We start from the raw sequence: 13660 nt of genomic DNA on the forward strand, positions 1-13660 counted from the left end.
GGGAACAAAAAAATGCAGGTCGAGGTCACGCGCGGCGGGCGGGTCGAATCCCGCCACGACATCACCTTCGCCGTCAGCGACGCCCGCGGCGCGCTGGCGCTGGCATCCGGCGACGTGGCGGCGGCGATCTTCCCGCGCTCGGCGGTGAAGGTGATCCAGGCGCTGCCGCTGGTCGAGAGCGGCGCCGCCGACCGCTTCCGCCTGGATGACGAGGCGCTGGCCCTGGCCTGCGCCTCGCACAATGGCGAGGCGCGCCATGCGGCCGTCGCCGCCCGCACCCTGTCGCGTCTTGGCCTCGACGCCAGGGCCCTGGAATGCGGCGCACATTGGCCCAGCCTGCCGGACGCCGCCCGCAGCCTGGCCTGCGAGGCCGCGGCCCCCAGCGCCCTGCACAACAACTGCTCCGGCAAGCATTCGGGCTTCCTGTGCCTGGCCTGCGGCCTCGATGTCGCGCCGCGCGGCTATATCCAGCCGGAGCACGCCGTGCAGCGCGCGGTGAAGCAGGCGCTGGAGGCGGTGACCGGCGTCGCCCTGCCCGTTGGCAGCCACGGCATCGATGGCTGCTCGATCCCGACCTATGCCCTGCCGCTGGCCTCGCTCGCCCAGGGTTTTTCCCGTCTTGGCACCGGCGAAGGCTTGTCTCCTGGCATGGCCAAGGCCGCCGCGCGCTTGCGCGCCGCGGTCGCGGCGCATCCTTTCATGGTCGCCGGCACCGGCCGCTTCGACACGGCGGTGATGACGGCGCTGGGGGCGCGCGCCTTCACCAAGGTCGGCGCCGAGGGCGTCTTCTGCGCCATCCTGCACGAGCAGGGGCTGGGGGTGGCGCTGAAATGCGCCGACGGCGCCACCCGCGCCGCCGAGGTCGCCATGGCGGCCCTGCTCGCCCGCCTGCTGCCCGACACGCCCGCCGAGGTCGCGGCCCTCGCCGCCCCGGTGATGACCAACTGGAACGGCATCGAGGTGGGGCGGATGCGGGCGGTGTTCTGAGGCGGCGGCCTCAGCCCAGCGCTTTCTCCCCCCGCACTTTCTCACCCTGCGTCGCGATCCGTGCCACGGCCAGCACGGCCTCGCGCAGGCTGGGCACCAGGCAGGGCACCTCCATCGACTGGCGCATGGTGTCGTCCAGCTGGCTCTCGGGTGCCGTCCACAGCCCCAGCATCACCGGCACCCCCGGCAGCCGCTGGCCCAGCCGCCGCACCAGGTAGCGCAGATGCGACGGCGGGCCGCCCATCTGCACGGCGCAGATGGCGACCATCAGCACGCCCTCGGGCTGGAAGCTGTCGACATTGCGGCGCGACACTTCGGCATGCGGCACCACCCGCGCGCCGATGCCATGCTTGCGCAGGATCTGCGCCAGCATCAGGGCGGAAACCTCGTCGAGCGGGCCACGGCCGGCGATGCACAGCACGGCGCCCTCGGCCCGCCAGGGCTCGGGGATGGCGGCGGCTTCCGGCAGGCCGGGCAGCACCGGGCGCGGCAGGCGGCGCTCGGCCGGCGACAGGCGGAAGCGCAGCGCGGCGCGCTCGCCCGGGGCGGGCGGCGGCGGCGGGTCGATATCGGCATGCTCGTCCAGCGCCTCGGCCAGCTCGGCGATGGAATCGCGGATCCGCTCCAGCTGGGTCGGCGTCACCAGCCCGCGGCTGACATCGGCGCCGGCCAGGGCCAGCCCCTTCAGCGCCACCTCGTCGTAATAGGAGCAGAGCGAGCGGTCGCGCAGCAGCATCTCGGCCTGCTCCTGCGCCTCGTCGGGGTCGCCGGCCAGGCTGCGCTGGTAGAAATTCTCCACCGGCGTCAGGGCGGGCCGGTCGCCGAGCAGCACGTCGAGGAACTCCAGCCGGTCGACATGCCGCCCCAGCACCACCAGGCACAGCGTCACCGGCGTCGCGATGATCAGCCCGATCGGACCCCAGATCCAGCTCCAGAAGATCGCCGCCACCACCACCGAGACCGGCGACATGCCGCTGGAATGGCCATAGGCCAGGGGCTCGACCACATAGGCCGCGATCGGCTCGACGGCGAGGAACAGCGCCGCCGTCCAGACCACCATGGTCCAGCCCGGATCGACCGCGGCGGCCAGGCCGATCGGCAGCACCGCGCCCAGGATGCCGCCGATATAGGGCACGAAGCGCAGCAGGGCGGCGACCAGCCCCCACAGCAGCGGGCTGGGCAGGCCGATCAGCAGCAGCCCCAGCCCGATCACCGCGCCGAAGGCCATGTTGATGCAGAGCTGCGCCAGGAAGAAGCGGCTGAGGCGGTAGACCGCATCGTCCATGGCGACCGTGGTACGGTGCAGGTCGGTCGAGCCGAACAGCCGGATCATCCGGTCGCGCAGGTCCTCCCGCTGCAGCAGCACGAAGGCGGTGACCACCAGGATGATGCCGGCCTGGGCGAAGGGCCCGGCCAGCGGCGCCAGGATGCGCCCGGCCATCTGCATCGGCGTGGGCTCGGGCGTGTGCAGCTCCACCGGCAGCGGCGGCACCGGCTGGGCCGTGGGGCTGGCGCCGGGCGGCGTCACCCGCGGCACCTCCAGCGTGCGGCCGCCCAGGTCCTCGCCCAGCCGGCCAAGCAGCGAGCCCATCCGGCCGATGGTCATCTCGCGCAGCGCCTCGAGCTTGCGCATCACCGTGTGCTGGTAGATCGGCGCGTTCTGCGCCAGCTCGGCCAGCTGCGCGCCGATCAGGGCGCCGGCGGCCAGGATGATGCCGACGGCCACCACCACCGCCAGCAGCACCGACAGCACCCGCCCCAGCCGCGCCCGGCGCAGCAGGCGGACCAGCGGCGACAGCACCATGCTGAGCAGGATGGCCAGCGTCACCGGGATCAGCACGTCGCGGCCCAGATACAGGCCGGCGATGATCACCACGCCGCCGGCCAGCGTCGTCAGGCTGCGCAGGTCCGGCATCTCGGCCGCCGTCACCTTGGCGCGCAGCGGCGCCCGGGCGGCCGGCGGCGGGGCCACGCGGAAGGGAGCATCGGGCATGGGGCGGTGGTCTCCGGGCCTTGGGGCAGCATGGCTGCAGCCCCTAACGCCCGAGCGACCGAAAAGGTCGCCCCCCCTGCCCTGTCGCTAGCGAATCAGGCCGTGGACTTTGCCGACCGTGCTGCCGGGCACCACGAGCTTGCGCACCGGCGGGGCGGAGGGGTGCAGCAGCAGCCCCTCGGCCGTCAGCTCGACCCGGGCGTCGCGATACACCGCCTGGGCCAGCTGCAGGTTCTCGGTGAAGGACGCCTTGAAATGCTTGCGCAGCCGGATGCCGGCGCCGAACTGCGTCGCCAGCGCCGCCCAGCTGATCATCTTGTCGTCGGTCAGCGCATGCAGCCGGTAGGCCAGCCAGCAATAGACGTCGAGCGCCATCGAGGAATTGCGGATATGGCGGATCGCCGCCTCGTCCAGCGGCACGGCATGCTGGCGCAGCTGCTGGAAGAAGCTTTCCGACAGCCGCGCATTCTCGACGAACAGGTCGCCCTGCCCCGAGGGCCCGGTCGGGTCGTCCATGAACATCGCGATATCGACGATGTTCTGGTTCACCAGGACCGAGGCGCCGTTGCGGGTGAAATGGAAGGACAGGCGGCAGCGGCTGATCCGGTCCGCCTGCTCGCGCACCAGCTTGGTGGTCTTGCCGCCGACCGAGACGCCGAGCCGGCCGAGGAAGTCGCGCAGCGACCGCCCCAACGCCACGTCGCGCGAGCCGGTGCGCAGCGCCTCCGACTGCAGGTAGATCAGGATCAGCCGGGCGATGGCGCCGAAGGGCACGCCCACATGCTTGGGCTGCCCGTCCGGCTCCAGCCGCACGCCGGGCTCGACCAGCAGCGTCATGCTGTCGGTCTCGAGCTTCCAGATCGCCGCATCGTCGCCCGGGCGCCGGTGCGGCAGCGCGGTCTGGCACCAGCCGGAATGGATATAGCCAATGCCGATATCCTCATCCGCCGCCCAGGAGGCGGCTGCCTCGACGATGCGCGGTCCCCGCCGGCCTTCGACCAGCTCGCGGCTGGCCTGGCGCCCGTGGGTCTCGATGAGGGTATGGACGGTTCCCATGATCTTCCGTGGCAAGCGGTGGCGCTAAGTGACTGTCGGCTGTCCGACGGGCTGGAAACTGACCGACCCGCCCCGCCCTGTCGACGTGGACTCTGCCGACCGAAAGCTAATTGGAGATAGTTGTTTCTACTATTTGCTTTGCGACGGCAGAGTCCCCGGGATGATTCCGCTAAGCCCTTGATTCTCCATAGTCGTCCGGCGGCAAAGTCCACGATCCGGTCGCCAGGGTCCACAGCCCCCCCTGTGTCCGACTCCGTGCCTCACCCAGCCGCCGCCGCCGTGGACTCTGCCGACCGCGCGGCGCCGAGTCCCGCAGCGGGCAAAGAGCCTTACGCATCAAGGGGCTCGGCCCCCGGACGCGCCGCGGTCGCCAAAGTCCACGCTCCTGCAATGCGCGCTCTCCCCTGCCCCGCAGGCCTGGCGCCGCGGTCCAGCCCGGTCGCCAAAGTCCACGTCCCGGTCCAGGCAGCCGACCCTCACTGCCCGGCGCGCCAGGCGGCGTAGAGCGCATCGAGCTGCTCGACCAGGAAGCGGCTGAACTCCGGCGCCAGGCGGTCATTCACCGTCAGCCGCATGCCCTGCGGCCCGGGCTCCACCTTCACCACCGGGTCGCCCTGCGGGTTGCGCCACCACAGGTCGGCCTCCGGCGCCTGCCGCCCGTCGCGGAGCGCCGCGAAGATCCGCTGGAAACGGGCATCGCTGTTCAGCGCGCGGAAGCCGGGGCTGGCCATGGCGCGCTCCGCCAGGTCCGCGGCATCGACGCCGGCGAACAGCCGCTGCAATTCCAGCCAGCGCGGCCGCCCGGTGCGCGGCGCCGCGCCGATCGCCAGGATGACGGGGCGGGGAATGCTGCGCACCACCTGCAGGTAGCGGGTCATCTCGGCCGACTGCACGGCCAGCGCCGCATGCAGCGTCGGCCGGTCGAAGCCGCGCCCCTCCAGGTGGCTGGCGAAGAGGGCGCGCTCGATGAAGGTGAGGTTGCGCCGCTCGATATTCTCCTTGCCCTGGGCCACCACCAGCTCGGCATCCGACAGCGGCCGGATGATCGCCTGCAGCCGGATGCCCAGGCGCTTGACCGCCAGCAGCCGGCGGTGGCCATAGGCCATCTGGTAGGATCCGGGCTTCTCCGGATGCGGGCGCACCAGCACCGGCACCTGCTGGCCGGAGCTGGCGATGGACTGCACCAGCTCCGACAGCTCCGCCTCGCTGTCGCCGGCCATGCGGTCGGCGACGAAGGAGGCGTCGACGACGCCCGGGTCCAGGGTCACCACCGTCTCGCCGCCCTCGATGCGGGCGCGCAGCGCATCCGCCTCCTCGCGCAGCTGGCCGAGGCTGACCCCCATGGCGCGGACGGCGCCGGAGGGGACGCGGCTGGCGGCGGCGGCCTCGGGCGGCAGCTCGCCGGCTTCCGGCGGCTCGCCGCCCAACAGGCGGCGCAGAGTGTCCTTGCGGCTCATTTACTTGGCACCCCGTCCCCAGGCGCGGGTGACCAGCCCCTGGATCTCGGCATTCACCGCATCCAGCGCCTCGGTCGCGCGGTTGTAGGTCTCGCGGGAGAAATTCTGCGGCCCCACCTCATAGAGTGTCTGCTTGGTCAGCCCCGCATCCGAGATGGCGGTCGACTTGACCATCGGGTTGGTCAGCACCCGCTCGCCGAACAGCGAGCGCAGAAATCCGACCACCTGGGTCTGCGGCCCGTCCTGCGGCTCGTACCGGGTGACCAGGTAGCGCAGGAAATCGTAGTCGAGCCGGCCGCCGGCCTCGCGTACCACCGCCAGCAGGTCGGCGGTCATCAGCAGGAACTGGCACATGCTGGCGATGTCGAGCATCTGCGGGTGGACGGTAATCAGCACCCCCGTCGCGGCGCAGAGCGCGGCCAGGGTGAGAAAACCCAGCTGCGGCGGGCAGTCGATGACGACGATGTCGTAATCGCCGGCGACGCTTTCCAGCGCCTCGGTCAGCCGGGTGAAGAACAGCGTCTCGCGCTGGCCTTCCTGCCGGGCCAGCAGCCGCGGCGTGTCATGCTCGAACTCGTGCAGCTCCAGATTGGCCGGCACCAGGTCGAGCCCCGGGATATAGCTCGGCCGGATCACCTCCCGCAGCGGCCGCCGCGCCTTGTCGTAGCGCAGCGCGGCATAGAGGGTCTCGTTCTCGCCGATATCGAGCTCCGGCTGGTAGCCGAACAGCGCCGACAGGCTCGCCTGCGGATCGAGGTCCAGCGCCAGCACCCGGTGCCCCTGGAAGGCCAGGTACTGCGCCAGATGCGCCGTCGTCGTCGTCTTGCCGGAGCCGCCCTTGAAATTCGCGACCGCGATGACCTGCAGATGCTCCGCCTCGCTGCGGCGGGGCGAGGGCGGGCGGCCCTTGCCCTTGAGCATCCCGCGCAGCGCGTGGATCTGTTCCAGAGTGTAAGCCCGCCGGCCGCCGGCGCCTTTTTCTGGCACGGGCCCTTCCCCAGCCAGGGCCAGCTGGCGCAGATAGCTGTCGCTGATCTGCAGCAGGGCGGCGGCCTCGCCGCTGGAGAATCGGCGCAGGGTTTTCTGCGCCGCGGGGGGAAAGATGCGGTTGCGCAGCAGGGCGAGCTGGGCGCTCAGCGCCCGGGCATCGGCGCCGATGCGCTGGTCGATCGGCTCATCCAGGGCGGCATCGCTGGCCTCTGGATTAATGGGGCGGGCGGGCATGACCGACGCTTTTCTCCGCAATTGAGGCGTTTCGGCGTTAGGATAGCAGCATGGCGTTGGATTGTAGCCCCACCGTTTCGTCGCTCTTTCGTGGTTTTTGCAGGGGTCTTTCTCCCGCCGTGCCACCGTTGACAGCTGTCAACGGCACCAGCCGCCGGGCACCCCGTCGGTGAAGCGGCTGATGCTCGGGCTGATCGCCGCGGGAGCCGTGGCGGTGGCCGGTTACTACGTCGCGAATCGGGAAGATCCGGCCCCGACTCGGGCGGTGCAGCCGGTGGAGGCCCTGGGTGTCGGCGCGCTGGGCCGGGTCGAGCCCGCCACCCGCATCCGCCGCCTGGGCGCCCCCGGGGGCATGAACGTGACCCGCCTCAGCCGCCTGCTGGTCGAGGAAGGGGCCGCGGTGACGGAGCACCAGCTGCTGGCCGAGCTGGCCGACGCGCCGCAGAAGGACGCGCAGACCGCCCGCGCCGCCGCGGCGCTGGCCGAGGCCGAGGCCCGGCTGGCCCTGGCGCGTGCCGCCGGCCGTGCCGAGGAACGCCGCGCCCAGCAGGCCCGCCTGGCGGCGCTGCGGGCGGCCGAGGAAAGTGCGCGGCGCGAGGCCGACCGCGCCGACCGCCTGGTGCCCAGCGGCGCCGGCGGCGTCGCCGAAGCCGAGCGCCGCCGCTTCGCCGCCATCCGCGCGACGGCGGAGGTCGCCGAGGCCGAGGCCGAGCTCGCCCGCCTGCAGAGTCCACGCCCCGAGGACCTGGCCGTCGCCGAGGCGCAGCGCGACGCCGCCCGCGCCGCCCACCAGGCCGCCGAGGCCGAGGCCGAGCTGTCGCGCATCCGCGCGCCGATCGCCGGCACCATCCTGCTGCTGCATGCCCGGCCGGGCGACCTGCTGGGCAATGACGGGCTGCTCGACATGGCCGACCTGACCCGCATCGACGTGGTCGCCGATGTCTACGAGACCGACCTGCCCCGGCTGCGCCTGGGCCAGTCGGCCGAGGTGCAGATCCCCGGCAGCCCGGGCCGCCTTAACGCCACGGTAAGGGAAATCGGCTGGCTGGTGCGCCGCACCACCCAGGCCGGCACCGACCCGGTGGCGGCCGTCGATGCCCGCACCGTGCCGGTGCGGCTGGCGCTCGACGCCGCCGGCATCGCGGCGCTCGGGCGGCGGGCCAATATGCAGGTCCAGGTGGCGATCCGCCCATGAGGCTCGCCGATGCGCTGTTCCTGCCGCTGCGCCTGGCCTGGCGCCAGCTGCGTGCCGAGAAGGCCCGGCTGGCCTCGGCCATCGCCGGCGTCATGTTCGCCTGCGTGCTGGTCTTCATGCAGCTGGGCTTCCGCGCCGCGCTGTTCGAATCGGCGACCTCGGTCATCTCCGCCATGCGCGCCGAGGTCTTCCTGCTGCATCCCTTGACGCTGGCGAGCTTCCGCCCCGAGCCGCTGCCGCGGGTCCGTGCCGGCCAGGTCCTGGCCCTGCCGGAAGTGATCGAGGCGACGCCCGTCTATATGGCGCAAAGCACCTGGCGCAGCCCGGCCGATGGCAGCCGCCGCACCATCCAGCTGATCGGCTTCGACGTGCAGTCCGGCTCCATGGGCTTCGCGGGCCTCCCCGACGTCGCCGAGGCGCTGAAACGCCCCGACACCGCCGCCTTCGACATCCGCTCCCGCCCGGAATTCGGCCCCGTCCAGCCGCTGCTGGAGGCGCAGCAGGGCCGCCCCCTGCCCGTCCAGATCGGCAACCGCACCCTCGATATCGTGGGCCTGGTCGAGATCGGCCCCTCCTTCGGCGCCGACGGCAACCTGGTGGTCAGCGAGACCAATTTCCGCCGCCTGGTGCCGGACCGCCCCTTCAGCAACACCGACCTGGTGGCGATCCGCCTGCGCCCGGGCAGCGATGTGGCGGCGGTGCAGGCGCAGCTGCGCGCCCTGCTGCCGGGCGACGTCGCCGTGCTGACCCATCCCGAGCTGGTCGCCTGGGAACGCCACTACTGGGAAACCGCGACGCCGATCGGCTTCATCTTCGCCTTCGGCAGCCTGATGGGGCTGATCGTCGGCATGGTCATCGTCTACCAGATTCTGTTCAGCGACATCGCCAACCACCTGAGAGAGTACGCTACCCTCAAGGCCATTGGTTACGGCAACGGCTTCCTGGCGCGCAGCGTCCTGAGCTCGGCCTTCATCCTGGCGCTGCTCGGCTTCGTCCCCGGCGCCGTGGCCTCGGCGCTCCTCTACGACGTCATCGGCCAGGCGACCTTCCTGCCGCTCGGCATGAGCCTGGATCGCGGACTGACGGTCTTCGGGATGATCTTCGGCATGTGCTCCGCGGCGGGGCTGCTGGCCATGCGCAAGCTGCGCGATGCCGACCCGGCGGACATGTTCTGATGCATCCCGTCGAAATGGCCGGCGTCACCTATGCCTATGGCAGCGGCGAGCTGCGCCGCGCCGTCCTCCGCGACGTCTCGCTGACCGTGGCCGAAGGCGAGATCGTGCTGCTGACCGGCCCCTCCGGCTCGGGCAAGACGACGTTGCTGACCCTTATCGGCGCGCTGCGGGCCATGCAGCAGGGCTCGGCCTGCGTCCTGGGGCACGAGCTGCAGGGCGCGAGCGAGGCTGCGCGCGTGGCCTTGCGCCGCCGCATCGGCTTCATCTTCCAGGCGCACAACCTGCTCGGCTTCCTGTCGGCCCGGCAGAATGTCGCGATGGCGCTGGAGACCGAGGCCAGGCTCGGCGAAAGCAAGCGCCTGGCCGAGGCCGACCGCCTGCTGGCCGCCGTGGGCCTGGCCGAGCATGTCCACAAGCCGCCAGGCCAGCTTTCCGGCGGCCAGCGCCAGCGCGTGGCCGTCGCCCGCGCGCTCGTCGCCAATCCCGGCCTGGTGCTGGCCGACGAGCCCACCGCCGCCCTCGACAAGGCCAGCGGCCAGGAGGTGGTGCGGCTGCTGCGCGATCTGGCGCGCAGCCGTGGCGTCGCTATTCTGCTGGTCACCCATGATCCGCGCATCCTCGACATTGCCGACCGCGTGGTCAGCATGGAGGATGGCCGGATCGTCTCTGCCCATCGCCCGGCCGAAGGCCCCGCCGGCTAGGATCGCGTTGCACTGATGTCCGTTCCGCCCGCGCCCGATCCGGAAACCGCCCGCCTTGCCGTGCTGCACCGCCTGGACCTGCTCGACGGGCCGGACAGCGCCGATTTCGACGCGCTGGTGGCGCTGGCCGCGCAGCGCTTCGCCTGCCCCATCGCGCTGCTGGTGCTGCTCGACCGCGACCGGCTGTGGTTCCAGGCGACCCATGGCCTCGAGGTGCGGCAGATCCCGCGCGAGGAGGCCTTCTGCGACCACACCATCCGTGGCGACCAGCCGCTGCTGGTGGCCGATGCGGCCGCCGACCCCCGCTTCCGCGCCAATGCCCTGGTCACCGGCCAGCTCGGCGTCCGCTTCTATGCCGGCATGCCGCTGGCGGTGCATGGCCAGAAGATCGCGACCCTGGCGCTGCTCGACCGCGTCCCGCGCGACCTGACGCCCGAGGATGTGGCGGCGCTGCGCCAGTTCGGCCGCATCGCCGAGGGGCTGCTGCAATCGCGCGCCGCCGACCGCGAGGCCGCGCAGCAGGCGAGCCTGGCCGGCCGCAAGGCGCGGCTGCTGCAGCGGTCGGAGCGCCTGGCCCAGTTCGGCGCCTGGGAGCTCGATCTGCGCACCGGCCTGTCCTTCTGCTCCGACGAGGTCTTCCGCATCCAGGGCCGCCCGCCCGGCAGCGGCGGCCTGTCGCGTGAGACCGGGCTGGAACATGTCCCGCAGCCCGACCGCGACCGGCTGCAGGCCGCCCTCGACCACAGCGCCGCCACCGGCGCGCCGCTGGAGCTCGAGCTCGATTTCACGACCTTGCAGGGCGACCCGCGCCGGGTCCGCGTCCTGGCCGAGGCCGAGCAGGAGGATGGCCTGACCGTCCGCCTGATCGGCAGCCTGCAGGACATCACCGAGACCTGGGCGATGCGCCAGCGGCTGCAGCGCATGCTGCAGCAGGATGCGCTGACGGGGCTCGCCAATCGCAGCCTGCTGCAGCAGCGCCTCGACACCGCGCTGGCCGCGCCGCCGCCGGCCGGCCAGGCGGTGGCCCTGCTGCTGCTCGACCTCGACAATTTCCAGGCGCTGAACGACCGCCACGGCCATGCGCTGGGCGATGCCGTGCTGCGCGAGGTCGGCCGCCGCCTGCAGCAGGCGGTGGGCGCCAACGGCCTGGCCGCCCGCACCGGCAGCGATGAATTTGCTGTCCTCGTGCCGGCGCTGGAGCCGGAGCGGCTGCCGATCCTGGCCAGCGGCCTGGCGACCCTGCTGCGCCAGCCGATCCCGGGCGCCGAGGGGCTCACCATCGCCCTGACCATCAGCCTGGGCGCCGCGCTGGGCCCGCTGCACGGGGCGGATGGCGAGGCGCTGATGCGCCATGCCGACATCGCCCTGTCGCATGGCAGGCGCAGCGGCCGTGGCCAGGCGACGATCTTCTCGCCGCAGATCGCCGAGCGCTTCGACCAGCGCCGCGACGCCATCCAGCTGGTCTCCCAGGCCCTGGCCCGCGGCTGGCTGCGGCCCTTCTACCAGCCGAAATACCGGTTGTCGGACCGCCGGCTGCAGGGGTTCGAGGCGCTGGCCCGCATCGTCACGCCGGAAGGCCGCGTCATCGGCCCGGCGCAGTTCTGGCCGGCGCTGCACGACCACGACACCGCGCGACGCGTCGGCACCCGCATGCTGGAGGGCATCACCGACGACCTCCGCCGCTGGCGCGAGCAGGGGCTGCCGGCCACCCGCATCGGGCTGAACGTCACCGAGGCGGATTTCGCCGGCGGCGACCTGGCGGCCCGGGTGCTGGCGCGGCTCGAGGCCTGCGGCGTGCCGCCGACCTCGCTGAAGATCGAGGTGACGGAGACGGTGTTCCTGGCCGATGCCTCGCCGATGATCGCCGAGACGCTGGCGCAGCTGTCCGAGGCGGGCGTCGATATTTCGCTGGATGATTTCGGCACTGGCTATGCCTCGCTCACCCATCTGCGCGACTTCCCGATCCAGGAGCTGAAGATCGACAAGAGCTTCACTGATCGCCTGGAAGACGATGCGGGCAGCGCGCTGATCGTGGAGACGATGATCCGCCTGGCGCATGGGTTGGGCATGCGCGTCGTCGCCGAGGGCGTCGAGCATGAGGAGCAGCACGCCCGGCTGACCCGGATGGGCTGCGACCTCGGCCAGGGCTTTCTCTACGGCAAGCCGGCGCCGGCCGAGGAGGCGGAAGCGCGGCTGGCTAGATAACCAGCCCGCCGCTGCGGTTGAGGATCTCGCGGGCCAGGCTCAGCCCGGCGGTCAGCGAGGTCTTCGGATTGGCCGGGGACGGCCGCCCCTCCAGCCGGATGGTGAAATCGGCCGCCGCCGAACGCACGCTGACCTCGTGGACATTGCGGGTGATGCTCGGGTCGGCCACCAGCCGCACCCGCGTCGCCTCGAAGCCGGCGCCGGCCAGGGCCACGGTCGCCGCGACATTGGCGTTCTGCGGATAGTCGCGCGCGGCGCCGCGGGCGCTGCCCTCGTAGAAGACCACAGGCTCGACCACCGCATCGAGGTCCAGCAGCGCCTCGGCCGCAGTGCCGCGCCAGGCCTGGGGCGGCTTGCGGCCGCTATAGACCACCTCCTCCAGCCCCGAGAGCCGCGCTGCCACCAGGGCGTCGATGCCACCCACCGCGCCGGGCGGCAGGATCAGGGGCGCGCCGCCGGCCTCGGCCGCGGCCAGCAGGCGGTCGTGCAGCGCTTGGTCCGCCAGGGCGCCGATGGCGATGACGGCCAGCGGAATGCCGGCGCGCAGGATGGCCTCGGCATGGTCGCGCACCGCCGCATGGCCGGCGCATTCGGCGACGAAGTCCGGCCGCGCGGCCAGCAGCGCCGGCAGCGCGGTGACCACGCCATGCCGTTCGGCGATGGCGGGCGCCAGCCGGTCCAGCATGGCCGCAGCCTTGGCCTCGCTGCCCGGGCGGGCCAGCACCGTGAGGCAGGCCAGCCGGCGCGGCAGGCGCCCGGCCAGGGCCTGCAGGGTGGTCTCGGCCATGCCGCCGGCGCCGATCAGGGCGAGGTGCCGCATCAATCCAGGTCTCCGAACAGGAAAAGAAATCAGCCGGCGATCGGCGCCAGCTCGGCCAGGTGCTGGCGCAGGGCCTCGGGCAGCGGGATCGGGCGGCGGGTGGCGGCGTCGATCAGCACCACCACGCCCTCGGCGGTGGCCGCGCAGAGCTCGCCCTGGAACACCGCCTGGCCGGTGGTGAAGGAGGTGCGGCCGATGCCGGTGATGGCGGTGCCGATATCGACCGAGGTCAGCTCGCGGATCTCGGCGCGGAAGTCGATGGAGATGCGGGCCAGCACGAAATAGCTTTCCGGCCCGGTCAGCACTTGCTGCATCAGCTCGACGCGCGCGGTCTCGAAATAGGTCGCGTATTTGGCGTTGTTGACATGGCCCAGCCGGTCGGTGTCGCCGAAGCGGATGCGGTCCTGGGCCCAGAGCCGGTAGATGGCGCGGCTCAGCAGGCGCGGTTCATTGGCCATCGGCAAGCCTCCCTTCGGGACATGACCCCCTGGTCGTAAGCCGAGCCGGCGCCGCTGGGAAGGGTGATTGCCGGGGCCCGCCCGCCGCGCGACAAGCAGGCAAGGGGGAGGGCACGCAATGTCCGACGACGAGGAGGCCGCCGGCCGGCACGGCATGCTGCTGGCGCTGTGCGGCTGCGTGGTGCTGTGCATGACCACCTGGTTCTCGGCCGCCGCGGTGCTGCCGCAGCTGCGGGCGCTGTGGTCGCTGTCCGACGCGGCGGCGGGGTGGATGACGACGGCGGTGCAGATCGGCTTCGTGCTGGGGGCGGTGGCCGCCGCGGCCAGCGGGCTGCCGGACCGGGTGGCGCCGCGGCGGCTGATGGCGGCGGCGGCGCTGGGGGCGGCGG

General features: G+C 72.3%; 11 protein-coding genes and 1 pseudogene. 6 read left to right on the plus strand and 6 right to left on the minus strand.

The genetic code is table 11. The annotated features are described in order from the left end of the window. The first annotated feature begins 12 nt into the window (after positions 1-12). Positions 13-987 carry an asparaginase gene (locus GVN67_RS16060; protein ID WP_159997736.1) on the plus strand — a complete coding sequence of 325 codons (975 nt, stop codon included), beginning with the start codon at positions 13-15 and terminating at the stop codon, positions 985-987. Positions 988-997: 10 nt separating this feature from the next. Here the strand turns inward: GVN67_RS16060 and GVN67_RS16065 are convergent, their stop codons facing one another. The 4 genes from GVN67_RS16065 to repA form a co-directional block, all read right to left on the minus strand. After that, positions 998-2980 carry an AI-2E family transporter gene (locus GVN67_RS16065; protein ID WP_159997738.1) on the minus strand — a complete coding sequence of 661 codons (1983 nt, stop codon included), beginning with the start codon at positions 2978-2980 and terminating at the stop codon, positions 998-1000. A gap of 87 nt (positions 2981-3067) precedes the next feature. Then, positions 3068-4036: a replication protein RepA gene (locus tag GVN67_RS16070; protein WP_200845287.1), complete on the minus strand. Its 969-nt coding sequence runs from the start codon at positions 4034-4036 to the stop codon at positions 3068-3070. Between the two features lie 476 nt (positions 4037-4512). Next, positions 4513-5493 (minus strand): plasmid partitioning protein RepB, encoded by a 981-nt coding sequence (repB, locus tag GVN67_RS16075; protein WP_159997740.1) that lies wholly within the window; start codon positions 5491-5493, stop codon positions 4513-4515. Beyond that, positions 5494-6717, minus strand: coding sequence for a plasmid partitioning protein RepA (gene repA / locus GVN67_RS16080; RefSeq protein ID WP_159997742.1), 1224 nt, complete (start codon positions 6715-6717; stop codon positions 5494-5496). A gap of 169 nt (positions 6718-6886) precedes the next feature. Between repA and GVN67_RS16085 the strand changes: the two genes are divergently transcribed. From GVN67_RS16085 to GVN67_RS16100, 4 genes are read left to right on the plus strand one after another with little or no spacing between them, the layout of a single operon-like run. Next, complete coding sequence (locus GVN67_RS16085; RefSeq protein WP_159997744.1) at positions 6887-7912, plus strand: efflux RND transporter periplasmic adaptor subunit; 1026 nt, start codon at positions 6887-6889, stop codon at positions 7910-7912. Beyond that, a complete protein-coding gene (gene devC / locus GVN67_RS16090; RefSeq protein ID WP_159997746.1) occupies positions 7909-9087 on the plus strand; it encodes an ABC transporter permease DevC in 1179 nt (392 codons plus the stop codon). The genes GVN67_RS16085 and devC overlap by 4 nt, the downstream gene beginning before the upstream one ends. After that, a complete protein-coding gene (locus GVN67_RS16095; protein WP_159997748.1) occupies positions 9087-9788 on the plus strand; it encodes an ATP-binding cassette domain-containing protein in 702 nt (233 codons plus the stop codon). The genes devC and GVN67_RS16095 overlap by 1 nt, the downstream gene beginning before the upstream one ends. 15 nt (positions 9789-9803) lie before the next feature. Next, complete coding sequence (locus GVN67_RS16100) at positions 9804-11993, plus strand: bifunctional diguanylate cyclase/phosphodiesterase (RefSeq protein WP_159997750.1); 2190 nt, start codon at positions 9804-9806, stop codon at positions 11991-11993. Here GVN67_RS16100 and GVN67_RS16105 read toward each other — a convergent pair. Next, positions 11986-12813 (minus strand): aspartate dehydrogenase, encoded by an 828-nt coding sequence (locus GVN67_RS16105; protein WP_159997752.1) that lies wholly within the window; start codon positions 12811-12813, stop codon positions 11986-11988. The genes GVN67_RS16100 and GVN67_RS16105 overlap by 8 nt on opposite strands. A 29-nt stretch (positions 12814-12842) precedes the next feature. After that, positions 12843-13271 carry a thioesterase family protein gene (locus tag GVN67_RS16110; RefSeq protein WP_159997754.1) on the minus strand — a complete coding sequence of 143 codons (429 nt, stop codon included), beginning with the start codon at positions 13269-13271 and terminating at the stop codon, positions 12843-12845. 118 nt (positions 13272-13389) lie between these two features. Between GVN67_RS16110 and GVN67_RS16115 the strand changes: the two are divergent. After that, positions 13390-13660, plus strand: a pseudogene (locus GVN67_RS16115) (MFS transporter); the annotation flags it as partial.

This window comes from Roseomonas sp. 18066 (assembly GCF_902706185.1).
Lineage (GTDB): Bacteria > Pseudomonadota > Alphaproteobacteria > Acetobacterales > Acetobacteraceae > Pseudoroseomonas.

Coding starts and splice junctions, on each gene's coding strand:
- GVN67_RS16065 (WP_159997738.1), bottom strand. CDS start 2,980: ATGCCCGATGCTCCCTTCCGCGTGGCCCCGCCGCCGGCCGCCCGGGCG.
- GVN67_RS16105 (WP_159997752.1), bottom strand. CDS start 12,813: ATGCGGCACCTCGCCCTGATCGGCGCCGGCGGCATGGCCGAGACCACC.
- GVN67_RS16110 (WP_159997754.1), bottom strand. CDS start 13,271: ATGGCCAATGAACCGCGCCTGCTGAGCCGCGCCATCTACCGGCTCTGG.
- GVN67_RS16100 (WP_159997750.1), top strand. CDS start 9,804: ATGTCCGTTCCGCCCGCGCCCGATCCGGAAACCGCCCGCCTTGCCGTG.
- GVN67_RS16095 (WP_159997748.1), top strand. CDS start 9,087: ATGCATCCCGTCGAAATGGCCGGCGTCACCTATGCCTATGGCAGCGGC.
- GVN67_RS16060 (WP_159997736.1), top strand. CDS start 13: ATGCAGGTCGAGGTCACGCGCGGCGGGCGGGTCGAATCCCGCCACGAC.
- devC (WP_159997746.1), top strand. CDS start 7,909: ATGAGGCTCGCCGATGCGCTGTTCCTGCCGCTGCGCCTGGCCTGGCGC.
- GVN67_RS16070 (WP_200845287.1), bottom strand. CDS start 4,036: ATGGGAACCGTCCATACCCTCATCGAGACCCACGGGCGCCAGGCCAGC.
- repB (WP_159997740.1), bottom strand. CDS start 5,493: ATGAGCCGCAAGGACACTCTGCGCCGCCTGTTGGGCGGCGAGCCGCCG.
- repA (WP_159997742.1), bottom strand. CDS start 6,717: ATGCCCGCCCGCCCCATTAATCCAGAGGCCAGCGATGCCGCCCTGGAT.